The following is a 25,123-nucleotide window of genomic DNA, read 5'->3' on the forward strand; positions in this document are numbered from 1 at the left end:
TCTCGGGGGAGCACCCGTCCGGGAAACGACAAAGTCACTGCGGACAGTATTAGAAGGGAATAAATCGGACAAGGCGCCGCGAAATTGCACCACACTCGGACGGAAACTGTGAGCAATGGCGTTTTCGCAAGTCAATGGAGGAGTAACTGACCGAATCGTCCTTTTATAACGTCCGATAACAACTGGGCATCGGGTTCGCCCGCGTCAGCGGCGGTCACGATCCGCCGGCGCGACCTGCGAGTTCCACCGCCGGTGCCCGGCGTCGTGAGATCCGAAGACGGACGGCCGCGCGCCGGGCTGTGGGACCATTCAGGGGGTTTCAAGGAGGACAGGGTGGACGAGGAGCGTCGGGTGGCGGGCAGGTACCACCTGCTCGAACCGATCGGCCGCGGAGGCATGGGCGTGGTCTGGCGTGCCCACGACGACTTGCTCGACCGCACGGTGGCCGTGAAAGAGGTGCTCTACCACCCCACCTCGGAAGAGGACAGGGAGACGTTCAACCGGCGCACCATCCGCGAGGCGCGGGCGGCGGGCCGCATCGACCATCCGAACGTCGTCGTCGTCCACGACGTGATCGAGGAGGACGGCCGTCCCTGGATCGTGATGCAACTGGTGCAGTCGCGGTCACTGGGCCAGGTGCTGCGCGAGCAGGGCGCCCTCCCGCCCGGCCGGGTCGCCGCGATCGGCCTGCAGGTGCTCGACGCGCTGTGCACCGCACACGCCGCGGGAGTGCTCCACCGGGACGTCAAGCCGGAGAACGTGCTGCTCAACGGGGAGACCCGGGTGGTGCTGACCGACTTCGGCATCGCGACGATGCCGGAGGAGGCCGCACTCACCATGACCGGCGGCATCACCGGCACCCCGGCCTTCATGCCGCCCGAGCGGCTGAACGGTGACCCGGCGACCCCCGAGTCGGACCTGTGGTCCCTCGGCGCGACCCTGTACGCCGCGGTCGAGGGCAGGACCCCCTTCGACCGCAACTCCCCCGTGGCCACGATGGCGGCCATCCTGCACGACGACCCGGCCCCGCCCCAGCGGGCGGGCGCCCTGACGCCGGTGCTCGAAGGCCTGCTGCGCAAGGACCCGGCCCGGCGCATGGGCGCGGCCGAGGCGGCCGCCCTGCTCAACGCCGCCATGACGGCCGGCCCCGGACCCGCCGCCGGCTCCGATCCCCGCACCATCCGGCCCGAGCCCGGCTCGTGGAGCGGCGCTCCGTCCGGGCCGTCGCAGCCTCCCGCCGGCCCGTGGCCGCAGACCCCGTCCGGGTGGGACAGCACGGACAGCGGGCCGTCCATCCCGGCACAGCAGGGGCACCCCGGGTCCTGGAGCCAGAGCCCGGCAGTCTCCCCGCAGCCACACGGCGCCCAGCCGTACGGCCACCAGTCGTACGGCGTCCACCAGTCGTACGGCGGACCGCACCAGTCCGGCGGCTCCGCCCCCTGGCCCGGGGTCACCGGTCCTGCGGGGCCGGCCGGCCCCGGAGGCGGCGCGGGCATGGGTGGCTACCCCACGAGTCCGGGCGGCCAGGGGATCCAGACGGGCCACGCGGGTCCCGGCGTGCCGGGCGTCCCGCCGGGGAGCCATCCAGGCGCGTACGCCGCACCGGGCGCGCGCCCTCCGGGACGCGGCTCCGCGACCAAGGTGACCCTGCTCGTCCTGTTACCGCTGCTGCTCGTGGCCGTCGTCGCGGGCGGCTGGTACGGCTATCGCACGCTGGCCGGCAGCGGGGCCGCCGCCGAGGACGTCACGTCGCCGGTCGCCGATCCCACTTCGGGCTCCGATCACACCGGCTCCGACCCGACCACGGGGGACACCGGGCAGAGCGCCTCCGGCGAGCCGTCCGCGCCACCGTCGGAGAAGCCGACAGAGAAGCCATCGCAGGAGCCGTCGCCGGAGCCGTCGCCGGAGTCCTCCACGCCGACGACGGGCGCGCTGCCCAAGGGGTGGAAGACCCACCGCGACCCGCTGGGCTTCTCGATCGCCCTGCCCGCCGGCTGGGTCCCGTTCCAGAGGGAGGCCACCCGGGTGCGCTTCCACAACCGGAGCGGGCGCGACTACCTACAGGTCGACTTCACCCCCTGGGACACCACCGACCCGGTGGCCGCCCTGCGCACGGTCGAGGCGGCCTCGACGAAGAAGGGATACCTGCGCGGCTACGAGCGCATCGGCCTCACGTCCGGGGACTACCTCGGCGTTCCCTCCGCCGACTGGGAGTTCACCCACACCACCGCCGCCGGCAAGGTGCGGGTGCTCGACCGCGCCTTCAGGCTCGACGACGGCCGCTGCGTCGCCCTCTACTGGCAGGTCGCCGACTCCCGATGGACATCCGGTTTGTCCTATTTCAACGTCTTTGCGCGGACCTTCCAGCCGTGATAACAATTCGGTGAAGATCCGCAGGCCAAGGGGGATTTCGTCCCAGAACAGTAACGATGTCGCATGCGTTGGCCCAAGACGGGTAGCGCGACAACCATGGCTGAAGCGCAGACCTCCGAACGTGTCGTGGCAGGACGCTATCGCCTGATCGAGCCGCTGGGGCGGGGCGGCATGGGCACCGTGTGGCGGGCCGTCGACCAGGTGCTCGAACGAGAGGTCGCCGTCAAGGAGCTGCTCGCCTCGGCCGAGCTCACCGGTCCGGAGCGGGAGGTCTTCACCATCAGGACCTTCCGCGAGGCCAGGGCCGCCGGGCGGTTGAGCCATCCGAGCGTGGCGGCAGTGTACGACGCCTTCGAGGAGAACGGCTACCCCTGGATCGTCCTCGAACTGATCCCGTCCCGGACGCTGGGATCGGTCATCCGCGAGGAGGGTCCCCTACCGCCGCGGCGGGTGGCGGAAATCGGGTCCCAGGTGCTGGCCGCGCTGCGCGTCGCCCACGCGAACGGGGTGCTGCACCGGGACGTCAAACCCGACAACGTGCTGCTCGCCGACGACGGCCGGGTCGTGCTGACGGACTTCGGCATCGCCGCGATGGAGGACGACTCCCCGGTCACCCGCACCGGCATGCTGATCGGCACCCCGGCGTTCATCGCCCCGGAGCGGGCGGCCGGACGGCAGGCGCAGCGGGCGTCGGACCTGTGGTCGCTCGGGGTGACGCTCTTCATGGCCGTCGAGGGGCGCTCGCCGTTCCACCGGGGTCACGCGCTGGCGACGCTGGCCGCGGTCATGTACGAGGAGGCGGGCCCGTTGCACAACGCCGGGCCGCTGGCACCGGTGATCGAGGGCCTGCTGATCAAGGACCCGGCCCTCAGGATGACCGCGGACTACGCCGCCCAGCACCTGCACGCCGTGGCCACCGGCCAGGTGACCGGCCCGGTCGTGCCGCGTCCGCGGCAGCCACCCCGGCTCGCCCGGCTGATGCCCATCTTCGACACCACGCCCTCGGCTCCCGTGTCCACGCCTGTGTCCGTGCCCGTGCCCGTCGGCGAGGGCACCCCGACGCCGGTCCCGGTGCCCACGCCCGTACCGATGAGCGGGCGCCGCAGGCCCTGGGCGCTGGCCGCGGGCTCCGGGGCGCTCGTCGCGTTCGTCGGGCTGGCGGCCGGCGCCATCGCGTTCGCCACCGCCAGACTTCCGGCCGACCCGAGAGGGACCGCCGTGGTGAGCACGCCCACGGTGACGGTCTTCGCGACCAAGACCGCATCTCCCAGGACCGCCGAGGCCGCCAAGACCGGCAACCGGACCGAGAGCCGCGGGGCGGAGAGGACGACCCAGCCGGTGGCGAACACCGGAGCCGGATTCGCCGGCGGGCACCGTACGGAGGAACGCCGCGCGCCTGCCGGCAGGTCGCCCGACAAGCCCGGCGCGGGAAAGCCCAGGAAGCCCACCGGAGCTCCGTCCAAGAGCGCGGGCAAGCCCAAGCAGTCGGCCCCGCCGAAGCAGAACGGCAAGGGGAAGCCCTCCGCGTCCAAGCCCGGGAACGGCGGCGCGAGCGCCAAGCCGTCCGCGGGCAAGGGTGGGGGCCAGGGAAAAGACGAGGGCCAGGAGGCCACCACGGACGACACCGGTGACATCCCCGACGGCTACACGCAGCCGGAGAACGACTGGGATGCCTGACCCCCGGACGGCACGGAAGGCTCCGCACCGCCGCCGGTGATGTCCCCGGCGCCCCTCCCGCGATCCCACAAGGGTTCGCGTCTGTCGGCCCGTCCGACGCGCCCCGGTGACGCCTCGATCAGCCGCGCCTGGTCGTCCCCACGGCCTTCGGCGGTCCCGTTCCGTCCTCCGCGACGGTCACCGCTCGACGATCAGGTCGACCCGCATGTTGCCGCGGGTGGCGTTGGAGTACGGGCACACCTGGTGGGTGGTCTCGACGAGGTCGTGCGCCTCCGCGGAGGAGAGGCCGGCGGGCGGCCGCACGCGCAGGATGGCGTCCAGCTGGTAGCCGCCCCTGCCGTTGGGGGACAGCCCCACCTCGGCGGTGACCGACGCGTCCGAGGCGTCCAGGTGCTTCTGGCCCGCCACCAGCTTCAGCGACGTGGCGAAGCAGGCGGCGTAGCCCGCCGCGAAGAGCTGCTCGGGATTGGTGCCGTCGCCGTCGCCGCCCAGTTCCTTCTGCAGCGCGAGCCGGACGTCCAGTTTGCCGTCCGAGGAGATCGCCCGCCCGTCGCGGCCGGTAGAGGTGGCGGTCGCGGTGTAGATGCGCATGCGTGCTTCCTTTTTCAATGTCGCCATAACGGACCGATCGGTCCGGACCGATCGGTCCATTGTTGGGAACACGGCGATACTGTGTCAACGGGCAGATTTCGAAGGCCCCGGGACATGAACCCTGCGGACACGGAAGGAACCGACGACGGTGACGCGTAGACCGGTGCCCGGCACCAGGCAGCGCATCCTCAAGACGGCCGCCCGCCTGTTCGGCGAGCACGGCGCCCGGGCGGTGGGCATGCAGCAGGTCGTCGAGGAGACGGGGCTCGGCAAGAGCGCGCTCTATCGGGAGTTCACCAGCAAGGACGACCTGGTCGCCGCGTGGGTGCGCGAACTCGACGCCGAGTCATGGTCGCGGATGGATGACGCGCTGGCCCTCCATGAGGGCGACCCCGCCCGTCAGCTCCTGACGATCGTCGAACTCGCCCAGGAAAGCGTCCAGGCCCCCTATTTCCACGGCTGCACGTTCTACAACACCTCAGCGGAGTTCCGCGACCCCGCTCACCCCGGACGCCAGGAGGCCGTCGCTCATCTCGACCGGCTGCGCCGGCGCCTGCGCGCCCTGGCGCAGGCCGCGCGCGCCGCGGACCCCGACGCCCTGGCCGACATGCTGATGCTCGTCATCTCCGGCCTCTACGCCAACGCCGCCACTCTGGGCCCGGCCGGCCCCGCCGGCCGCGCCGTGGCCGCCGCACGGGCCCTGATCGACCAGCACGTCCCCCGTCGCTGAAGTCGTCCGGCGAGGCGCCCCGCCGGCCGGATCGGGGGAACCTGGAGCGCGCCTCAGCCCTCGTCCGCGAGGATCTCCAGCGCGTGGGCCAGGTCCGCGGGGTAGTCACTGGTGAAGGTCATCCACTCCCCCGTCGCCGGGTGCTCGAACGACAGCGAGACCGCATGCAGCCATTGCCGGCCCACGCCGAGGCGGGCGGCGAGGGTGGGGTCGGCGCCGTACAGCAGGTCGCCCACGCACGGGTGCCTGAGCGCGGCCATGTGGACCCGGATCTGGTGGGTCCTGCCGGTCTCCAGCTTGATGTCGAGCAGCGACGCCGCCCGGAACGCCTCGATCGTGTCGTAGTGCGTGACCGAGTCCTTGCCCCCGGCCACCACCGCGAAGCGCCCGTCGCCCGACGGATGGCGGTCGATCGGGGCGTCCACGGTGCCCCGCAACGGGTCCATGTGCCCCTGGACGAGCGCGTGATAGCGCTTGTCGACCGTACGTTCCTTGAACGCCCGCTTGAGGTGCGAGTAGGCTCGCTCGCTCTTGGCGACGACCATGACACCGGTGGTGTTGGCGTCGAGCCGGTGCACGATGCCCTGCCGCTCGGCCGCGCCGCTCGTGGACACCCGGTGGCCGCCGCCGAGCAGGCCGCCGATCACGGTGGGACCGGTCCAGCCGACGGTCGGGTGCGCCGCCACGCCGATCGGCTTGCTCACCACGACGACGTCGTCGTCCTCGTGGAGGACCGTCATACCCGGCACGGGCTCGGCCACGGGCATCGGCGCGGCGGGCGGCGGCGGGATGGTGACGTCCAGCCAGGCCCCGGCGTGGACGCGGTCGGACTTCGCCGGGACGGCGCCGTCGACCAGCACGTCCCCGGAGGCGATCAGTTCGGCCGCGCGGGTGCGGGAGAAGCCGAAGAGCCGAGCCAGGGCGGCGTCGAGGCGCTCGCCCTCCAGGCCGTCCGGCACGGGCAGGCTGCGCTGGTCACCCATCGGCCCGCTCCCCCGCCGGTTCGCCGGCCTGCTTGCCCGCCTCGCCCTCCGCGTGGCTGTCCGCGTGGCCGTCCGTGTGGTCCGCGACGGGCTCGTCCATCTGGCGGGTGCCGTCGATCTGGTAGCCGCGCCAGGCCAGGAACACGGCGAGCACGCCGCCGCACACGATGCCCGAGTCGGCGAGGTTGAACACCGGGAACCGGGTGACCGGGAACACCTGGATGAAGTCGACCACATGCCCCTGGAACGGGGCCGGCCACCGGAAGATACGGTCGGTCAGGTTGCCGACCGCCCCGCCCAGCAGCAGGCCGAGCGTGATCGCCCAGGGCAGGCTGTGCAACTTCCGCGCCGTACGCACGATCGCGACGACGACGGCCAGCGCGATCACCGTGAACACGATCGTCATGCCGGTGCCGATGCTGAAGGCGGCGCCGGCGTTGCGGATCACGGTCAGCACCAGCGCGCCGGGCACGACGGTGAGAGGCTCCTCGTGCTCCAGGAACTCCACGACGAGGAACTTGCTGACCTGGTCGAGCGCGTACACGACCGCGGCCACGGCGACGAGCAGGGCGATCCTCCGCGCCCGGTCGGGGCGCGCGGGTCCACCGCTCAGCGGCGCTCCTCCCGCTGCTTGCACGCTACGCACAGCGTCGCCCTCGGGAATGCCCGCAGACGCTCCTTGCCGATCGGCTTGTGGCACGATTCGCACTCTCCGTAAGTCCCTGCCTCGACGCGGGCGATCGCCCGCTCGTTCTGCGCGAGCAGGTCGCGCGCATTCAGGGTAAGGGCGATCTCACGCTCGCGCTCATACGTCTTGGCCCCGGCGTCCGCCGGATCGTCCCCCGCGCCCTGGCTCACGTCTCCCGACGCGAGTTGCTCCTCCGCCCTGGCGATGTCGGCGCGCAACTCCTCGATCTCGTGCCGCAGCCGCTCGCGGACCTCGGCGAGCTCCTCGTCGGACCAGACGTCGTCACTGATGGCGGTTCGCGCCGTGCGCGTCGTCATTGCGGGCCTCCCCTTCGCCCAGAACCCCTCGAGTCCAGGGCACCCCTCGGGCGGGTGCGATTCGAGCCGGTCCGGGCAGAATAAGTCGCCGATAACGGATCGGCAACGGACTCGCCGAGGCTTTTACCCCACCCGTACCCGGATGGCGTATTCGGCCAGCTCCTCCTCGTCGCGCTCTATTTCGATCATTTTGTCGCGGACGGTGCCACCGGGACCCCATGCCCCGGATTCGAGGCGACGGCCCGCGGGACCGCCTTCGATCGTCCTTCCGACGGCCGCCGGCCCACCCGCACACCACACAACAATCGCGGGGTCTCCGTGTGTTCCTCCCACGTATTCCCGGGACGGGCCGGGTCTCACCCGGGACGTCACCCGCATATCGGGAAGCCCTTGCGGCCGGGTTGCGTTATCGTCGTAGTCTGCAAGGCGTAGATGGGGACGAGTACCTCCGCATCCGCCCGCTCAGCGACCCGGGGACGGTGTGAGCCCGGGGCGGGCCGCGAAGGGAAGATCACCCCGGAGCCGCCGGAAGAAAGGCCGTCCCGGCCGAGTAGAACCGGCAGCGGACAGAAAACGAGAGGGCGTCCGGCCCGGCCGGTCGTCAAGAAGGGTGGTACCGCGGAGCCGTCCCCGGCTTCGTCCCTTCACGCCATGTCAGCAGCGCTGTCACAGCCACCGCGTGGAGGTCCCGCCCGACGATGTCTTCCCACTATTTCCGCTCACTTCCCGCGCAGGTCGACCTGCCGGCCCTCGAACACGAGGTCCTCGAACGCTGGCGGGACGGGAAGGTCTTCGAGCGCTCGCTGGAACAGAACGCCGGCGGCCCCTCCTGGGTGTTCTACGAAGGCCCGCCCACCGCCAACGGCATGCCCGGCGTCCACCACGTCGAGGCCCGCGTCTTCAAGGACGTCTTCCCCCGCTACAAGTCGATGCGCGGCTACCACGTCCCCCGCAAGGCCGGCTGGGACTGCCACGGCCTGCCCGTCGAGGTCGCCGTCGAGAAGGAACTCGGCCTGTCCGGCAAGCCCGAGATCGAGTCGTACGGCATCGCCGAGTTCAACGCGCGCTGCCGCGAGTCGGTGCTGCGGCACGTCGACGCGTTCGAGGAGATGACCGAGCGGATGGGCTACTGGGTCGACATGTCCCAGGCCTACCGCACCATGGACCCCCAGTACGTCGAGGCCGTGTGGTGGTCGCTCAAGGTCGTCTGGGACAAGGACCTGCTGTTCCGCGACCACCGGATCACGCCCTACTGTCCCCGCTGCGGCACCGGCCTGTCCGACCACGAGCTCGGCCAGCCCGGCGGCTACGAGACCGTCTCCAGCCCGTCGGTCTACGTGCGGATGCCCGTCGTCTCCGGCCCTCTGGCCGAGATGGGCGCCTCGCTGCTGATCTGGACCACCACGCCCTGGACCCTGGTGTCCAACACCGCGGTCGCCGTGCACCCCGACGTGACGTACGTCGCGGCCCGGCGCGGCGAGGAGGTGCTGGTGGTGGCCGAGCCGCTGCTGCGGCGCGTCCTCGGCGAGGACGCCGAGGTGCTGGCCACCTACCAGGGTTCCGATCTGGAGCACACCGCCTACCGGCGCCCCTTCGATCTGGTGGAGATCGAGGGCGCCCACTACGTCGTGCTCGGCACATACGTCACGGTCGAGGACGGCACCGGCCTGGTCCACCAGGCCCCCGCCTTCGGCGCCGACGACATGACCGTCTGCAAGCGCTACGGCCTGCCGGTGGTGAACCCGATCGGCCCGGACGGGCGCTTCCTGCCGGACGTGCCGTTCGTGGGCGGCCTGTTCTTCAAGGACGCCGACGAGCCGCTGACCGACAACCTGCGCGAGCGCGGCCTGCTGTTCCGCGGCGAGCACTTCGAGCACAGCTACCCGCACTGCTGGCGCTGCCACACCCCGCTGCTCTACTACGCGCTCCCGTCCTGGTACATCAGGACCACCGCCATCAAGGACCAGCTCCTCGCCGAGAACGAGCGCACCAACTGGTTCCCCGAGACGATCAAGCACGGCCGGTACGGCGAGTGGCTGCGCAACAACGTCGACTGGGCGCTGTCGCGCTCGCGCTACTGGGGCACCCCGCTGCCGCTGTGGGTCTGCTCGCAGGACGAGGAGCACGTCACCTGCGTCGGCTCCCTGAAGGAGCTGGGCGAGCTGGCGGGCCGCGACCTGACCGCGCTCGACCCGCACCGCCCGTTCGTCGACGACGTCACGTTCCCGTGCCCCACCTGTGAGGCCGAGGCGCGGCGGGTGCCCGACGTGATCGACGTCTGGTACGACTCGGGCGCCATGCCGTTCGCCCAGTGGGGCGCGCCGCTGGTCAACAAGGACGTCTTCGACAACTCCTTCCCCGGCCAGTTCATCTGCGAGGCGATCGACCAGACGCGCGGCTGGTTCTACTCGATGATGACCGTCAGCACGCTGGTGTTCGGCCGGTCGTCGTACGAGAACGTGCTCTGCCTCGGCCTGATCCTCGCCGAGGACGGCCGCAAGATGAGCAAGCACCTGGGCAACGTGCTGCGGCCGATGCCGCTCATGGACCAGCACGGCGCCGACGCCCTGCGCTGGTACATGGCCACCTCCGGGTCCCCGTGGGCTCCCCGCAGGATCGGTCACGCCGTGCTGGAGGAGATCGTCCGGAAGGTCCTGCTGACCTACTGGAACACCGCGTCGTTCTTCGCGCTCTACGCCAACGCCGAGTCGTGGTCCCCGGCCCGGATGGCCGAGGCCCCGGCGTACGCCGAGCGGCCGCTGATCGACCGGTGGGCGCTGGCGGAGCTGCACCGCACGGTGGCCGAGGTCACCGCGTCGATGGAGGAGTTCGACACCGCCCGGGCCGGGCGGCGGATCACCGAGTTCCTGGACGACCTGTCCAACTGGTACGTCCGCCGCTCGCGCCGCCGTTTCTGGTCCGGTGAGGCGTCGGCCTTCGCGACGCTGTACGAGTGCCTGGAGACCGTCACCCGGCTCATGGCCCCGCTCGTGCCGTTCCTCACCGACTACCTGTGGGACGTGCTGCGCGACCCGGACGCCCCGGCCTCGGTGCACCTGGCCACCTGGCCGGAGGTGAACACCGCTCTGCTCGACCCCGAGCTGTCGGAGCGGATGGCGCTGGTGCGCCGGCTCGTGGAGCTGGGCCGGTCGGCGCGCGCCTCCTCGTCGGTCAAGACCCGCCAGCCGCTCGGCCGGGCCCTGGTCGGCGCCCCCGGCTGGGCCTCGCTCCCCGGCGAGCTGCGCGACCTGATCGCCGACGAGCTCAACGTCCAGCGGCTGGAGGACCTGTCCGGGTTCTCCGCCGACCTGGTGACGTTCACGGTCAAGCCCAACTTCCGCAGCCTCGGCAAGCGGTTCGGCTCGCAGACCAAGCTCGTCGCCGCGGCCGTGTCGGCCGCCGACCCGGCGGAGCTGGCCCGCGCCCTGCGCTCGGGCGGGTCCGCGACGGTCGAGGCCGCGGAGCTGGGCACGGTGGAGCTGGGCGCGGACGACGTGATCGTGACCGAGCAGCCGAAGTCGGGCTGGGCCGTGGAGACCGGCGCGGTGGACACCGGCACCGGCGAGACCGTGGCGCTGGACCTGGCGATCACCGACGAACTGCGCCGGGCCGGCCTGGTCCGCGACGTGATCCGGCTCGTCCAGGAGGCCCGCAAGTCCACCGGCCTGTCCATCACCGACCGCATCCACCTGTGGTGGTCGGCCGACGGTGAGCTGGCCGAGGCGCTGCGCGAGGGCGGCGACGCCGTCGCCGACGAGGTGCTCGCGGCGAGCCTCGCCGAAGGCGTACCGGACGAGGACCTGCCGGTCCACGAGGACGCCGACCTCGGCCTGTCGTTCCGCCTGCGCAAGGCCTGATCCCGCGACCGATGGGGCCGGTCGCCGACCGGCCCCATCGGCGCATGTGGTGGCAGGCGGCGTTCGAGGAGAGCCCGCTTCCAGTTCTCGAGCATGCTCAGAGTGATTCGACGATGTGGCGGCGGGTCACTGTGACGACCACCCCGCCCGCCAGGGCGAGGACGGCCAGCACGGCGGCGAAGATCGTCGAGCCGGTGGTCAGGCCCACTGCGTCGCTGAGATAGCCCGCGGCGACCGGCAGGAGGCCGGCGGGTACATATCCCCCCACGTTGAGCGCGGCGTTCGCCTCGGCCAGCCGGGTGGCCGGCACGGCGGCGTTCAGCAAGGAGAGCCCCGCCAACTGCCCCATGCCCTGGCCTGCGCCGGCCAGCAGCGCGGCGGCCACCAGCAGCACGACCGAGCCTGCCTGCACGGCTCCCACCAGCGCCGCCATGGCACCCACCGTGCACACCGCACCGGCTGTCAGCACCACGCGGCGCGAGGCGTGCTGGACAGCGAACTGAGTGCCGGTCGCCGCAGCGAACATCACGAACGCGATGACGCCGGCGAGGACACGGCTGCTGGAGTGCAGCAGGCTCGCGAGCAGTGAGGGGCCCAGCGACAGCACGAACGAGGTCGCGGTGATGCCCGGGCCGAAGGTGGCGATGCCCAGCAGGAGCGGCAGGCGCCCCTCGGCGGGCACCGAGGGTACGCGGATCCACCGGCCGGAGCTCACCCGCTCGGGGTGGCGCAGCGGCATCCGCAGCACGGTGACGGCCGCGGTCAGCAGCAAGGCGGCCTCCACCGCGAAGACGGTGACCGTGGGCCCGGGCAGCGTCTGGGCGAAGACCCCGGCCAGCAGCGGGCCCAGACCCGCGCCGAAGACCATGGCGCAGGATGCCAGGAGCGCTGCGAGGCGCTTGCGGTCCACCCCGGCCACGTCCGTGACAGCGGCCATGCCGGCGCTCACCACGGCACCCACCGCGATTCCGGTGCACACGCGCGCGACGGCCAGGGCGGCCACTGACGTGGCCGTGGCGAAGACCAGGCAGGCGATCAGGGCCAGCGCCAGGGCCGGCAGCAGGACCGCCTTACGGCCCAGCCGGTCCGAAGCGATGCCGCTGACCAGCAGGGAAACCAGCAATCCGACGATGTAGAGCGCGAAGACGACCGTCAAAGTCCCCTTGGAAAACCCGATCTCGTGCTGCCACAGCACGTACAGCGGCGTGGCCGCGTTGGACAGCACGAACACCGCCGTGACCGGCCATGCGGCCAGCCACACCCACCAGGTCGGCGCCTGCCCGGCCCGCCCTCCGGGCGGAGAGGTCGCCGCCGCGTAGGTCGATGTCGCAGAGGCGATGCGGGCATGAGGCATGAGAGGCTCCATCTCGAGAGCAGTACGATTTTTTTCGAAGCTATCATGCACTACGAGAAATCTCGTACTGAGTCGCAGCAGTGAGAAGGAGCCGCGATGCCCACCGCGTCCACGGCGTTCAAGGTCTATCCCCCTCGCCCCGAATCGCCCCCGCCCCTGCCCGAACCCGCACGTGAGGACCTGCGGCTGGAACACGTGCTCGCCGCGCTCGCCGACCCGCTGCGCCTGACCATCGTGCGCAAACTCCTGCTGGAGGCCGAGGAGTTCGACCACCCCTGCGGCTGGTTCGGCATCGACCGGCCCAAGTCCTCCCTCACCCACCACTTCCGGGTCTTGCGGGAGGCCGGCGTCACCCGCCAGCGGCAGTACGGCCTCGAACGCCGCAGCCATGTCCGCATCGACGATCTGCAGGAGCGCTTCCCCGGCCTCCTCGACCTTGTCGCCGCCTGGCATCCCTGACCCCAGGCGTTTCCTGCCCGGCTTTCGCCTGCGCAAGGCCTGATCCCACAGCTGAAGGGCCGGTCGGCGACCGGCCGCATTTCAGCGTTCCGCCGGGGACCGCGGCTCGGCGCGCGCCCAGGTCGCCAGCAGGTGGACCGCCGCCTCGGTGGCGCCGTCGGCAGCAGGGACGAGTACGACCAGCCGCTGCCGGGGGTCGCCCGCCGGCACGAAGTTCTCGTAGCAGAACGTGATCGTGCCCAGGGCGGGATGCCGGAAGCTCTTGGTCCCGGACGTACGGACGTCCACCTCGCGGGCGTTCCACAGCCCCCGGAAGGTCTCGCTGCCGTCGCCGAGCTCGCGGACCAGCCTGGCCAGCTCGGCGTCTTGGGGGTGCAGCCCGGCGGCCACCCGTAGTTGCCCGGCGGTCGCGGCGGCGACGTCGTCCCACTCGACGTAGAACTCCCTGCTTCCCGGGTCGAGGAACAGCCGCCTGGCCAGGTTCGCCCGTACGGGCGAGGCGGTGTCGAGGGCGAAGAGGCGGGCCGCGACGGCATTGGCCGCGAGGACGTCGAACCGGTCGTCGATGACCAGGGCTGGCGCGTGGATCAGGTCCAGCATCCGCACCAGCTCCGGCCGGGGGTCCCGGGGCCGGGCCGCACGCGGGGGACGTTCCCGCACGGCGAGCGTGCGCAGGTGCTCGCGCTCCACGTCGTCAAGGCGGAGCGCCGCGGCGAGGGCGTCGAGCACCTCGGGCGACGGCCGCGCGGCCCGCCCCTGCTCCAGCCGCTGGTAGTACTCCACGCTGATCCCGGCGAGCTGCGCGACCTCCTCCCTGCGCAGCCCCCGCACCCGGCGGCGCGGCCCGGCGGCGATCCCTGCGGTCTGGGGCGTGATCCGGCCCCGGCGGGACCGGAGGAAACCCGCCAGCTCGTGTCGATCTCCCACGACGTCCAGTATGTCGGCTCCTTCGCGGCCCGGGGCGGGCTCAGGATGGCCCTGCCGGTACCCGTACAAGCCGGGCCTGGGTGGCCCGCCGTGCGCACGGGAGGCTCACTCTCGTCACCGGACGAAGAGGAGACCACGATGTGCCACGACATCGACAGCAGACCGCCCGCCGCCCCCGTCGTCACCGGAGGAGTGGCGGAACACGGGCCACTGAAGATCGGCACCGTCGACGGCAACAGGTTCCGCGCCTACCGGGCCGCCCCGGCCGTGCCGAACGGCCGCAGCGTGCTGCTGCTCCCCGACGTCCGCGGGCTTCACCCGTTCTACGCGAGCCTGGCACGGCGGTTCGCCGAGGCGGGCTTCCACACCCTGGTCATGGACTACTACGGGCGCAGCGCCGGCACCGGCGACCGGGACGACTCGTTCGACGGGTACGCCCACCTCGCCCTGCTGGAACCGCTTCACGTCGAGACCGACGCCGCGGCCGCCGTCGAGGCGATCCGCGCCTGGCATCCCGGCCCGCTGTTCAGCGTCGGCTTCTGCCTCGGCGGCGGCTACTCCTGGCGGCTCGGTGCCGCCGGGCTCGGTCTCGCCGGCGCCATCGGCTTCTACGGTCCGCCCCGCTTCCTCGGCGACCGTACGACCGAGCCGTCGGCGCCGCTGCTCATGCTGCTCGCCGGGGCCGACGTGGCGACCACTCCGGAGGAGTACGCCGCACTGACCGCCGCCTTCGACCGGTCCGGCAAACAATACGAGGCGCACGTGTACGACGGCGCTCCGCACTCGTTCTTCGACGACTCCTCCAGCCAGTGGCAGGAGGCCTGCGCCGACGCCTGGCACCGCGTCCTCGGCTTCACCGCCCGCCACGGCGAGGGGGCCGCGGTGTGAACGAGCGCTACGAACGCGGTGTCGCCCGCCAGACCGAGCTCGGCGCCAGCCGCACCGAGGCGTACGACGCCCTCGCCGACATCGCCCCGGACCTGTCGCGGCTGGCGGTCGAGTTCGCCTACGGGGACGTCCACGCCCGTCCTGGGCTCGACGCCGCCCGGCGGGAGCTGGTCGTCATCGGTGTGCTGATCACCCTCGGCGGGGTCGAGCCCCAGCTCCGGGCACACGTGGAAACGGCGCTCAACGCGGGCCTGCGGCCCGGCGAACTGGTGGAGGCGATCATGCAAGCGCTTCCGTACGCGGGCTTCCCGCGCGTCTTCGGCGCGATGACACTGGCCCGGCAGGTCCTGGACGCCCGCGGACTGCTCCCCGTCATACCCGCCGGGGACAGCCGCGATCGGTCCGCGAATCCGAACGGAGAGGGCTTGCGGTAGACCCTTGGATCCCACGGGCGCATGAAGCGGGAGGCCACAGGAGTTTCGCCCGCGGGCGCAGAGGCCGGCTTACCCGGCGTACGGGCCGGGGAGCGGGTCAGCGGCCGTTCTGGCAGACCGAGCAGGGGGTGAGGCCGGCCTCGTCGGCCTCGGCCCGGGTCATGGTCTCGATGCCAGAGTCGCCCATTCCGCTGATCAGGGGACAACCGGCCTCGTGGTAGCGCCGCGTGCCGACCATGACCCGCACTCGCGTGTCCCCGTCGGCGGACGGCTCCGCCGCGTCGGCGGCGTGATCCTCGTCGATCTCGCTTCCGGACCCGCCGGCCTTCTCGGTGCCGGCCTTCTCGGTGCCGCCGGGCCCGGGCGTGGCCGCCTTCCCCGCGGAGCCCGTGGTGGAGTCGGCAGCGGAGCCGGTGGTGGAGCCGGCCGAGGCCGCGGATCCGGCGCGCCCGGATCCGGGGGTCTCTGCCGGCTCCACCGGCTTTCCGGTCCCCGCACGCGGGGGCGTGGGAGCGTCCTCCGGACGGGACGCCGCTCGCGTGTCCGCGGCGCCGGAGTCACTCTGGTCGTCACGGGCCTGCTCGTCGTCCGCCCGGGAATCGTCGTCCGCCCGGGAAGAGGAGGCCTTCTGGGGCGAGGCCGCAGCCGCACCGGGAACCTTGCCCCCGGCCGCGGGTCCGTCGAACTCCCCGTCTCCCGGCGACGGTGTTTCCTCCGCCGTCTCGCCGGCGGCGGCCTTGGACCGTGCGGGGTCCCACGGCAGGGAGACTCCGCCGGGCCTGAACCAGTCGTGCTCCGCGGTGTCGGTCAGTGAGTCGTCCGGCTCGTCGTCCGCCTGGCCCGACGCCGATCCTGCCGCCGGCGGAGACCAGGCCGGTGCGGACCATGACGTGGCAGAAGGCCAGGACGGCGCGGAGGATCCGGACGACGCCCCTGAAGACGCGGCGGAAGGCGCGGACGGCGGCGTGGAGGCGGCAGACCGCGGTGCCGTCGTCTCTGCGCCGGACTCCGGCGACGCGCTCCGGCCGAACCAGTCCACCGGTGTGTGCCCCTCGGTCCCGGCGTCGGCCTCGGCGGCCGTGTCGCTCGCCGGACCGTCATGCTCATCGGCCTCGCCGGCGTCGGCTGTCTTCCCGGACGCCTTCTCCGCCGTCTCACGGGGCTCTTCGCGCGCTTCGTCATCGGACGGCTCGCCGCCGGAGGGCGTGGTCGCGCCGGCCGCGGAAGGGCCCGGCGCGGGCGGAACGGCGGCCGGGGACGCTCCGGCGGCGGCACCCGCAACGGTGCCCGGCGCGCCGGAAACGGACGACTGAGGGCCGGGCGACTCGGGGCCGGGCGATTCGGGGGCGGACGACTCGGGCAGGCGCGGCCCCGGGACGCCGGGCTGAGGGAACCGCGCGACAGGCGGCTCGCGATCAGCGGGCGTGGAACGGGACGGTTCCCGGCCGGTCGTGCCGGAGGTACCGGCCGAAGGCGTGGTGGTCGTGGGGGCGGCTTCCGCGTGCAGGCTCTCGTCGCGAGCCACGTCGTCGCGGGCCGTGTCGTCTCGAAGCGTGTCGTCTCGGAGCGTGGCCTCCTCCGGCTCCGCCGTACGGGTGGAGATCTCGGGGAGACAGGTGGTGCAGGGGGTGAAACCCTCCTCGCGGGCCTCCTCGTGCGTGAGCTCCTCGGTCTCGCGCCCGGCGAGCTGGCGGCAGGTGGCCAGATGGAAGCGCTTGCGCCCAGGGATCACGAAGACGATCGCGTCGGGGGCGAGGCCGCGGCCGGAACCGGCCGGCGGCCGCGTGATCGGTCCCGTCCGCTGGGGCGGCGGGGGCGGGAAGGTCTGCGGGGGCAATGCCCCGTGATGCGTGATCGGCGGCGCCGCCACCATAGGCGTCGCCACCGGATGCGCCGGTGCCCCGGCGAGGGCTCCGCCGTACGCCCCGCTCACGGCACCGACGTGCGCGAGCTGGGGCACGGACGAACCCTGGGGGGTGGGAGCGGTTCCCTCGGCGGCACGCCCACCGGCAGGGAACAGCTCGTGGCGCCTCAGCAGTGCCCCGATCAGCAGGCAGACCGCCGACAGCACGCTGACGACGATCGACCACATCACGAGAGGGGGTGTCCCCAGCACGACGCCCGCGATGAGCAGGACGATTGCGGCGAGGACCAGTGCGGCACTGATGAGGATCACGGGGGGTTCTCCGAGCTACCGGGTCCGTGAGGACCCGCCACTGACTTACCGGCGGTCGTTGTGGGGGCCGTCGGGTCCGGGGAAGGCACCGGAGTGCTGCGAGGGCTCCTGGCCGAACGGGTTGGGGGCGGCCATCTGCTGGGGACCGGGGGCGACGGCGTGGGCCATGGCCGGGGCGGCGCCCACGATCGGGAAGCCTCCGCTGCCCTCACCCGCGACGTTCAGCTCGGCGAGCTGGTTTTCCAGGTAGAGCTTGAGGCGGCTGCGGTACTCGCGCTCGAAGCTGCGCAGCTCCTCGACCTTGCGCTCCAGCTCGTCGCGGGTCTGCACGAGCGTGCCCATGGCCTGGCGGTGCCGCTCCTGGGCGTCGCGCTCCAGCGTCTCGGCGCGGGCGCGGGCGTCGCCGATGATCTGCTCGGCCTGGCGGCGGGCCTTGCCGAGGATGTCGTCGGCCTCACGCCGGGCGCGGGTCACGGTCTCGTCCGCCTCGCGACGGGCGTCGGCGATCGCCTGGTCGGCCGTCTGCTGGGCGAGGGCGAGCACGCGGGCCGCGGTGTCCATGTTGTCCTCGGCGGGCGGCAGGCCCATGCCGACGGGCACCGGCTCGGGACGGGCCGGCTCCGGAGGCTTGATCGGCTCCGGCTGCGGGGCCATCATCTCGGGCTTCGGCTCGGCCACGGGAGCGGGCGCCATCTGCATGGACCCGGGCATGCCCATGCCTCCGGGAACCTTGCCCCTGAGGCACTCGGCCAGCTTCGCGCGGAGTTCCTCGTTCTCCTGGATGAGGCGGTCCAGCTCGGCCTCGACCTCGTCGAGGAACGCGTCGACCTCCTCCTCGTCGTACCCCGGCCTCAGCCGGGTGGTACTGAACTGCTTGTTCCGCACATCAGCGGGCGTCAACGGCATTTGGGTCTCCTTGGCGCGCTTGGAGTCTGTCCGGTCGGACGGTACCCGATCAACGAAGCGCGTTCACGACTTGGATCAAGACCAAAACCACAATGAACAGCACTGTGAAGCTCAGGTCAAAGGCCACCGTACCCAACCTGAGGGGCGGAATGAAACGGCGGAGGAACTTGAGAGGCGGGTCGGTCACCGTGTAAACGACCTCCGCCAGCACCAGGACGACCCCCGTGGGCCGCCAGGAGCGGGCGAACGCCTGCACCGTATCTATGATCATTCTGCCGATCAGCAGAACCAGGAAGAGGGTCAGGGCGATGACCAAGATCTCGCTAATGATCCCCACGGTCGAGCCCCGCCTCCCCTCGGTCCAGCCGTCCTCGGGCCCCACGGGCACCGCTCAGCCGGTCACTGTTCATGTATGGAACTCTAGCTCTGGTTGAAGAAGCCGCGTTCCGCGATTCTGGCCTTGTCCTCGGCGGTCACCTCAACGTTGGCGGGGGACAACAGGAACACCTTGTTGGTAACACGTTCGATGCTGCCGTGTAGGCCAAAGACGAGACCTGCCGCGAAATCGACAAGGCGCTTGGCGTCGCTGTCGACCATCTCTGTCAGATTCATGATGACCGGCGTGCCCTCGCGGAAGTGCTCGCCGATCGTCCGCGCCTCGTTGTACGTGCGGGGATGCAGGGTGGTGATGCGCGCCAGGTCGGTCGTACGGCGCTCCAGCACGGTCGTGGGGGGACGCGGGGCGGGGACGGCCGTCTCGGTGTCGTCCTCGCGCTCCAGGGGCCCGGAGTGCGTGCCCGAGGGGCCGGCGAAGCTTCGCCGCGGCGACTCGTACTCCTCGTCGCCGTACTCCTCGTCGGTGCCGTACTCTGCCGCGTACCTGTCTTCGTAGCGGTCGTCCTCCACGAGACCGAGGTAGACCGCCATCTTGCGCATCGCGCCGGCCATCGCTCGTCGTCCTCCGCGTTACTGGTGCCTTCAAGGTCCCTTCGGAAGGCCAGGGCGGTAGCCGTACCCCCCTTGGAGCTCACCGCTGATCGACCTCTACCTGAGCGCGGACACCATGGTCCACTTGGGGGACATTACCTGACGAAGGGCTTTCTGCGGCCGAGCAACGCCGTACCGACTCGCAGGTGTGTCGCGCCGTTCATCACAGCCTGAGGGATGTCTCCACTCATTCCGGCCGATATCACGTCCGCGGCGGGGTGGTCCTCGCGGACCCGCTCGGCGACGGTCCGCAGCCGGGCGAACGCGGCGGCCGGGTCCTCCCCCAGCGGGGCGACCGCCATGACCCCCCGCAGGCGCAGCCCTTCCGCCTTCGCGACGAGCCCGGCGAGCGCCGGCACCTCCTGCGGCGCGGCGCCGCCTCGCCCGGGCCCGCCCTCACCAGGTGCGGCGTCGAGGGCGACCTGGATGAGGCAGTCCACCTCGCGCCCCGCGCGTACGGCCTCGCGGCTGAGCGCGTCCACCAGACGGGGGCGGTCCACCGAGTGGACCATGTGGGCGTAGGAGACGACCGAGCGGACCTTGTTGGTCTGTAACTGGCCGATGAAGTGCCACGTGAGGCCGAGACCGGCGCACTCGGCCGCCTTGGCCGCCGCCTCCTGGTCGCGGTTCTCGCCGACGTGCGACACGCCCAGCTCCGCGAGCAGCCGCACGTCGGAGGCCGGATAGGTCTTCGTCACCGCGATGAGGGTGATCTCCGACCGCGACCGGCCCGCGGCCCGGCATGCGTCCTCGACGCTCCGCTCCACCTCGGCCAGCGCCGCGGCCAGCTCCTCGCGCCGATCACCCACGGACCGCGCCTCCGGCCGTACGAACGTCCAGCGTCACTTGAGGAAGTCCGGCACGTCGAGCTCCTCCTCCTGCTCCTCGAACACCACCGGACGCCGGGGACCCGGCTGCGCGGTCCTGGAGGTGATCGGGGTCGGCGGCTCGGGAGCCGGGCGCGGGATCGACAGCGGCCCGGTCGCGCCCTGGTCGCGTCCGCCGTCGGCCGCCGCGTCGCGTGGGAACGCCGTGACCGCCTCGGCCTGCTGGGCCTGCGGCGCGGACGCGGCCTGCGACGTCGCCTGCTGGACCGGCTGGCTCGCGGGCTGGGCCGGCGGCGGCACCGGGTTCGCCGGAAGCGCGTTCACCGGAAGCTGCGTCACCGGCGGAGTCGCGGGCTGCGCCGGAGCCGGGGCGGGCGCGGGCTGCGCGCTGCTCACCGGACGCACGGGCGGCTGCACGGGCTCCGGCTTGGCCGGAGCGGGCGCGGGACGGGCCGCGGGCGCGGCCGGCGCAGGACGGGTCGCCTGCTGGGGCCGCGACAGCGGCGCGGCCACCGCCTTGGCCGGCTCGGGCTCGTCGAACCCGGCCGCGATGACCGTCACCCGCACCTCGTCGCCGAGCGCGTCGTCGATGACCGTGCCGAAGATGATGTTGGCGTCGGGCGCGGCGGCGTTGCTGACGAGCTGGGCCGCCTCGTTGATCTCGAACAGGCCCAGGTCGGAGCCGCCCGCGATGGACAGCAGCACGCCGTGGGCGCCGTCGATGCTCGCCTCCAGCAGCGGGCTGGAGACCGCCATCTCGGCGGCGGCGACCGACCGGTCGTCGCCCCTGGCGTGGCCGATGCCCATGAGGGCCGAGCCCGCGCCGGACATGACCGACTTCACGTCGGCGAAGTCCAGGTTGATCAGACCGGGCGTGGTGATGAGGTCGGTGATGCCCTGCACACCGGACAGCAGCACCTGGTCGGCGGCCTTGAACGCGTCGAGCACGCTCACCTGGCGGTCGGAGATCGACAGCAGCCGGTCGTTCGGAATGACGATCAGCGTGTCGACCTCCTCGCGGAGGGTCTCGATGCCGGCCTCGGCCTGCATGGCCCGGCGCTTGCCCTCGAAGCTGAAGGGCCGGGTGACGACACCTATGGTCAGCGCGCCGAGGGAGCGGGCGATGCTGGCCACGACCGGCGCGCCGCCGGTCCCGGTGCCGCCGCCCTCACCCGCGGTCACGAAGACCATGTCGGCGCCCTTGATGACTTCCTCGATCTCCTCCCGGTGGTCCTCGGCGGCCTTGCGGCCCACCTCCGGGTTGGCGCCCGCGCCGAGGCCCCGCGTGAGCTCGCGTCCCACGTCGAGCTTCACGTCGGCGTCACTCATCAGCAGCGCCTGGGCGTCAGTGTTTATGGCGATGAACTCGACGCCCTTGAGTCCCTCCTCGATCATCCGGTTGACGGCGTTCACTCCGCCGCCGCCGATGCCGACGACCTTGATGACCGCGAGGTAGTTCTGCGGTGCTGCCACGACGAGGGGCCTTTCCGCTCGCTTGCGTTTCATGCGGGCAGGGCCCGCCGTCTTCTGAACTCTCACCCTCAAGTTGAGATTTAGAGTTATGTCAACCTGAGGATTGATACGGACAGTAGGGTTGCGCGTCCCCCAGGGTCAACTAACCGCGCCGCAAGGCCGTCCGGCGTGTCGCGCGCTGTCCTATTCGCACGAAGCCCCGCTCCCGGGCGGGCCCGGATCATGCGTTCACGGCCGGTGAGATATCTCACTTGACCGTCACCACCTGCGGCGAGCTGACATCGTAGCTGGTTCCCGGCTTGGTGAGGGCGGCGAGCAGGACACGTCCCTTCTGCGCCGAGCGCCCCGCGTCTCCCCACACGACCGTGCGGCCGTCGGTGAGTTTGAGCGTGATCGACCGGGGCGAGGCGACGCGCAGCTCCCGCAGGCGCTGCAGGACGCTTTCCGGCAGCGCCCGCAGCACGGTGAGCCCGGCCCTGGTGGCGGGGTCGTCCACGGCGGCCCGCTGGACGCGCAGCACCGGCAGCCGGGGCGGGGCCACGGTCACCTGCTGCAGGACGACGCCGTAGCGGTCGATCACCGCGGTCGTCACGCCCATGGGCACGGCGGCGGCGGGGACGCGCTCGACCACGCCGATGCGCAGCGTTCCCGGCCAGCCGCGGTCGACCGTCGCCGACTCGACCGCGCGGATCGCCCGCACCCGCCGTTCAACCCCGGCGAGGTCGACGGTGGCGAGCGGTGTGCCGGTGCGCACTCCCGCGGCCTGCCGCAGCTGCTCGGCGGGGATCCGGTTGTTGCCGGTGATCTCGACCTCGCGCACGCCGAGGACGGGCGAGAAGAACACGACCCACGTGGCGACGCCCACCACCCCGCCGGTCAGCAGGGTGGCGAGGGCCGAACGCCGGACGGCCCGCCTCACCGGTCCCCCACGCTCCGGACCACGGCGCGGACTACGACGCGGATCACGGCGCGCATCACTGGGCGGACAGCTCCGCGACGATCTTCGGGCCGAGTTCCGTCACGTCTCCCGCGCCCATCGTCAGCACGATGTCCCCGGCACGGGCCCGGCCGGCGACGAGCGCCGGCACGGCCCGCCGGTCGGGCGCGTAGACGACCCGCTCGGCGGGAAGCGGGATCTTCCCGGCCACCAGGGCGCCGGAGACCCCCGGCTCGGGGTCCTCGCGCGCGCCGTACACGTCCAGCACGACCACCTCGTCGGCCAGGCCGAGCGCCGCGCCGAACTCGTCGGCGAAGAACCGGGTGCGCGAGTACAGGTGCGGCTGGAAGACCGCGATGACCCGGCCGTCGCCGGTCACGACGTCGCGGGCGGCGCGCAGGTCGGCGGTCAGCTCGGTCGGGTGGTGGGCGTAGCTGTCGAAGACCGTCACGCCCGCGGCCTCGCCCTTGGACTCGAACCGCCGCTTGGCCCCGGTGAAGGCGGCCAGGCCCTCCTTGACGTCGTCGAAGCGCAGGCCGAGGTGGAGCGCCACGGCGATCACCGCGGTGGCGTTGAGCGCGTTGTGCCGGCCCGGCACGGCGAGGCGCACCTCGCCGCGTCCCGGTCCCCCGGGCACGGCGGGACCGAGCTCCACGCCGAACTCCACGCCGAGACCGCGCGGCACCACGTCGGTCGTGCGCAGGTCGGCGCCGGCGCTCTCGCCGTACGTGACGACGGTGAGGCCGCGCTCGCGCGCGACGGGCACGAGGGCGGCGGCGCCCGGATCGTCGGCGCACACCACGAGCAGCGACCCGATCCGCTCGACGAAGCGGGCGAAACTGTCGTGCACGGCCTGGGGGTCGCCGTAGTTGTCGAGGTGGTCGGCCTCGACGTTCGTCACCACGGCGATGCGCGGCGCGAGCATGAGGAACGAGCCGTCGCTCTCGTCGGCCTCCGCCACGAACACCTCGCCCGCGCCGTCGTCGGCGCCGAGCCCGGTCGTCACGAGCTGCCCGCCGACGCAGTACGACGGGTCCTCGCCGCACTTCTGCAACGCCACGGTCAGCATCGAGGTGGTCGTGGTCTTGCCGTGCGTGCCCGCGACGGCGATGCCGGTGCGGCCGGCCATGACCGAGGCCAGCGCTGCGGCGCGCGGGATCACCCGCAGGCTCTGCCGCAGCGCCTCCCCCAGCTCCGGGTTGGAGTCGCGGATCGCCGTGGACACCACGACCGTGTCGACGTCCTTGATGTGGGAGGCGGCGTGGCCGACGTGGATGACGCCGCCCAGCTCGCGCAGCTCGGCCAGCAGCTCGGAGGGCCGCGCGTCGCTGCCCGACACCGGCACGCCCCGCTTGAGCAGGATCCGGGCGATGCCAGACATCCCGGCGCCGCCGATGCCGATGAAGTGCACCCGCCCCAGGTCGGCCGCCGGGACGGGATCCACGAGCTTGACGAGACTCATCTGTGAGCGATCTCCAGAACCTTGCGGGCGAGCGCCATGTCGGCGTCCTTGCGGCCCATCCGCGATGCGGCCTCGGACATCGCGACCACGCGCTCGGGGTCGTTCAGGATCGGCAGCAGCGTCTGGACGATCCAGGCGGCCGACAGGTTCGCGTCGTCGACCATCAGGCCGCCCCCGGCCCGCACGATGGGCTCGGCGTTGAGGCGCTGCTCGCCGTTGCCGTGCGGCAGCGGCACGAATGCCGCGGGCAGCCCCACGGCGGTCAGCTCGGCGCAGGTCATGGCGCCCGCGCGGGACAGCACGAGGTCGGCGGCGGCGTAGGCGAGGTCCATCCGGTCGACGTACGGCAGGATGACGTACTGCGGGTCGCCCGGCGGGGGCTCCACCTCGACGGTGTTCTTGGGCCCGATCACGTGCAGCACCTGGACGCCCGCCGCCCGCAGGTAGGGCGCGGCCTCCAGCGCCGCCTGGTTGATCGAGCGGGCGCCCTGGGAGCCACCGAACACGAGCAGCGTCACCCGGTCGGACTCCAGCCCGAAGTACGACCGCGCCTTGTCGCCCATCGACAGGCGGTCCATCATGCTGATCTCGCGGCGCAGCGGGATGCCGATGTACTCGGCGTTCGGGAGGACCGCGTCGGGGTGGCCGGTGAAGACGTGCTCGGTGAGGCGGGCGCCGAGCCGGTTGGCCAGGCCGGGCCGGGGGTTGGCCTCGTGGACCACGATCGGCACGCCGCGCCGCCGGGCGCCGAGGTAGCCGGGCGTGGCGACGTACCCGCCGAAGCCGACCAGGACGTCCGCGCCGACCTTGTCGAGGATGCCCGCGGCGCTGCCGATGGCCCCGGCGAGGCGGCCGGGCACGGTGAGGAGCTGAGGGCTGAGCGAGCGGGGCAGCGGCACGGCGGGCACGAGTTCGAGCTCGTAGCCCCGGGCGGGCACCAGGCGGGTCTCCAGGCCGCGCTCGGTGCCGAGGCAGGTGATGCCGATCCTCGGGTCGAGCCGGCGAAGCGCGTCGGCCAGCGCGAGCGCCGGCTCGATATGGCCGGCCGTCCCGCCGCCGGCGAGGACCACCCTCATG

22 protein-coding genes are annotated in these 25,123 nt (G+C 72.3%); 7 read left to right on the forward strand and 15 right to left on the reverse strand.

Annotated elements, in window-relative coordinates; all coding sequences use genetic code 11:
• Positions 1-333 precede the first annotated feature (333 nt).
• Both ABZ860_RS05180 and ABZ860_RS05185 read left to right on the forward strand, forming a co-directional pair.
• The gene (locus tag ABZ860_RS05180) at positions 334-2,373 is read left to right on the forward strand and encodes a protein kinase (protein ID WP_357215304.1); all 2,040 of its coding nucleotides are present in this window, start codon (positions 334-336) and stop codon (positions 2,371-2,373) included.
• A gap of 96 nt (positions 2,374-2,469) precedes the next feature.
• The gene (locus ABZ860_RS05185; protein ID WP_357215307.1) at positions 2,470-4,050 is read left to right on the forward strand and encodes a serine/threonine-protein kinase; all 1,581 of its coding nucleotides are present in this window, start codon (positions 2,470-2,472) and stop codon (positions 4,048-4,050) included.
• 177 nt (positions 4,051-4,227) lie between these two features.
• Here the strand turns inward: ABZ860_RS05185 and ABZ860_RS05190 are convergent, their stop codons facing one another.
• The gene (locus tag ABZ860_RS05190; RefSeq protein WP_357215310.1) at positions 4,228-4,641 is read right to left on the reverse strand and encodes an organic hydroperoxide resistance protein; all 414 of its coding nucleotides are present in this window, start codon (positions 4,639-4,641) and stop codon (positions 4,228-4,230) included.
• A gap of 148 nt (positions 4,642-4,789) precedes the next feature.
• Here ABZ860_RS05190 and ABZ860_RS05195 point away from each other — a divergent pair, with 148 nt between their 5' ends.
• The gene (locus ABZ860_RS05195) at positions 4,790-5,371 is read left to right on the forward strand and encodes a TetR/AcrR family transcriptional regulator (protein ID WP_357215313.1); all 582 of its coding nucleotides are present in this window, start codon (positions 4,790-4,792) and stop codon (positions 5,369-5,371) included.
• A gap of 53 nt (positions 5,372-5,424) precedes the next feature.
• Here ABZ860_RS05195 and ABZ860_RS05200 read toward each other — a convergent pair whose 3' ends face one another.
• The 3 genes from ABZ860_RS05200 to ABZ860_RS05210 are packed head-to-tail and all read right to left on the reverse strand — an operon-like array spanning position 5,425 to position 7,359.
• On the reverse strand, positions 5,425-6,354 hold the full coding sequence (locus ABZ860_RS05200) for an RluA family pseudouridine synthase (protein ID WP_357215316.1): 930 nt from the start codon (positions 6,352-6,354) through the stop codon (positions 5,425-5,427).
• Positions 6,347-6,991, reverse strand: a complete 645-nt coding sequence (lspA, locus tag ABZ860_RS05205; RefSeq protein WP_357215319.1) for a signal peptidase II — start codon at positions 6,989-6,991, stop codon at positions 6,347-6,349. Before lspA ends, ABZ860_RS05200 begins: the two co-directional genes overlap by 8 nt.
• Positions 6,964-7,359: a TraR/DksA C4-type zinc finger protein gene (locus tag ABZ860_RS05210; protein WP_139574410.1), complete on the reverse strand. Its 396-nt coding sequence runs from the start codon at positions 7,357-7,359 to the stop codon at positions 6,964-6,966. Before ABZ860_RS05210 ends, lspA begins: the two co-directional genes overlap by 28 nt.
• 698 nt (positions 7,360-8,057) lie before the next feature.
• Here ABZ860_RS05210 and ileS point away from each other — a divergent pair.
• On the forward strand, positions 8,058-11,216 hold the full coding sequence (gene ileS, locus ABZ860_RS05215; protein WP_357215322.1) for an isoleucine--tRNA ligase: 3,159 nt from the start codon (positions 8,058-8,060) through the stop codon (positions 11,214-11,216).
• Between the two features lie 97 nt (positions 11,217-11,313).
• Here ileS and ABZ860_RS05220 read toward each other — a convergent pair whose 3' ends face one another.
• Positions 11,314-12,570: an MFS transporter gene (locus ABZ860_RS05220; RefSeq protein WP_357215325.1), complete on the reverse strand. Its 1,257-nt coding sequence runs from the start codon at positions 12,568-12,570 to the stop codon at positions 11,314-11,316.
• Positions 12,571-12,666: 96 nt separating this feature from the next.
• Here ABZ860_RS05220 and ABZ860_RS05225 point away from each other — a divergent pair, with 96 nt between their 5' ends.
• Positions 12,667-13,029, forward strand: coding sequence for an ArsR family transcriptional regulator (locus tag ABZ860_RS05225; protein ID WP_357215328.1), 363 nt, complete (start codon positions 12,667-12,669; stop codon positions 13,027-13,029).
• 81 nt (positions 13,030-13,110) lie between these two features.
• On the opposite strand, the gene ABZ860_RS05230 is transcribed toward ABZ860_RS05225, so the two are convergent.
• A complete protein-coding gene (locus ABZ860_RS05230) occupies positions 13,111-13,956 on the reverse strand; it encodes a helix-turn-helix domain-containing protein (protein WP_357215331.1) in 846 nt (281 codons plus the stop codon).
• Positions 13,957-14,094: 138 nt separating this feature from the next.
• On the opposite strand from ABZ860_RS05230, the gene ABZ860_RS05235 reads away from it, so the two are divergent.
• Together ABZ860_RS05235 and ABZ860_RS05240 are read left to right on the forward strand one after the other, a co-directional pair.
• Positions 14,095-14,844: a dienelactone hydrolase family protein gene (locus ABZ860_RS05235; RefSeq protein ID WP_357215334.1), complete on the forward strand. Its 750-nt coding sequence runs from the start codon at positions 14,095-14,097 to the stop codon at positions 14,842-14,844.
• Complete coding sequence (locus ABZ860_RS05240; protein ID WP_357215337.1) at positions 14,841-15,278, forward strand: carboxymuconolactone decarboxylase family protein; 438 nt, start codon at positions 14,841-14,843, stop codon at positions 15,276-15,278. The genes ABZ860_RS05235 and ABZ860_RS05240 overlap by 4 nt, the downstream gene beginning before the upstream one ends.
• 97 nt (positions 15,279-15,375) lie before the next feature.
• Here the strand turns inward: ABZ860_RS05240 and ABZ860_RS05245 are convergent, their stop codons facing one another.
• The 9 genes from ABZ860_RS05245 to murG form a co-directional block, all read right to left on the reverse strand.
• Positions 15,376-17,454, reverse strand: coding sequence for a hypothetical protein (locus tag ABZ860_RS05245; protein WP_357215340.1), 2,079 nt, complete (start codon positions 17,452-17,454; stop codon positions 15,376-15,378).
• 45 nt (positions 17,455-17,499) lie between these two features.
• Entirely contained in the window at positions 17,500-18,360 is an 861-nt protein-coding gene (locus ABZ860_RS05250; protein WP_357215343.1) for a DivIVA domain-containing protein, read from the reverse strand.
• 49 nt (positions 18,361-18,409) lie between these two features.
• Positions 18,410-18,697 carry a YggT family protein gene (locus ABZ860_RS05255; RefSeq protein ID WP_357216307.1) on the reverse strand — a complete coding sequence of 96 codons (288 nt, stop codon included), beginning with the start codon at positions 18,695-18,697 and terminating at the stop codon, positions 18,410-18,412.
• Positions 18,698-18,780: 83 nt separating this feature from the next.
• Positions 18,781-19,308 (reverse strand): cell division protein SepF, encoded by a 528-nt coding sequence (gene sepF / locus ABZ860_RS05260; RefSeq protein WP_357215345.1) that lies wholly within the window; start codon positions 19,306-19,308, stop codon positions 18,781-18,783.
• A gap of 134 nt (positions 19,309-19,442) precedes the next feature.
• The gene (locus ABZ860_RS05265) at positions 19,443-20,156 is read right to left on the reverse strand and encodes a YggS family pyridoxal phosphate-dependent enzyme (RefSeq protein WP_357215348.1); all 714 of its coding nucleotides are present in this window, start codon (positions 20,154-20,156) and stop codon (positions 19,443-19,445) included.
• Positions 20,157-20,189: 33 nt separating this feature from the next.
• Positions 20,190-21,647, reverse strand: coding sequence for a cell division protein FtsZ (gene ftsZ / locus ABZ860_RS05270; RefSeq protein WP_357215351.1), 1,458 nt, complete (start codon positions 21,645-21,647; stop codon positions 20,190-20,192).
• 247 nt (positions 21,648-21,894) lie between these two features.
• On the reverse strand, positions 21,895-22,566 hold the full coding sequence (locus ABZ860_RS05275) for an FtsQ-type POTRA domain-containing protein (protein ID WP_357215354.1): 672 nt from the start codon (positions 22,564-22,566) through the stop codon (positions 21,895-21,897).
• A 55-nt stretch (positions 22,567-22,621) separates the two neighbouring features.
• Positions 22,622-24,046, reverse strand: coding sequence for a UDP-N-acetylmuramate--L-alanine ligase (murC, locus tag ABZ860_RS05280; protein ID WP_357215357.1), 1,425 nt, complete (start codon positions 24,044-24,046; stop codon positions 22,622-22,624).
• Positions 24,043-25,122, reverse strand: a complete 1,080-nt coding sequence (gene murG / locus ABZ860_RS05285; protein ID WP_079318297.1) for an undecaprenyldiphospho-muramoylpentapeptide beta-N-acetylglucosaminyltransferase — start codon at positions 25,120-25,122, stop codon at positions 24,043-24,045. Before murG ends, murC begins: the two co-directional genes overlap by 4 nt.
• Between the last annotated feature and the right edge of the window lies 1 nt (position 25,123).

Origin of the sequence: Microbispora sp. NPDC046973, assembly GCF_040644495.1 — a bacterium.
In the GTDB taxonomy this organism is placed as follows: Bacteria; Actinomycetota; Actinomycetes; order Streptosporangiales; family Streptosporangiaceae; genus Microbispora.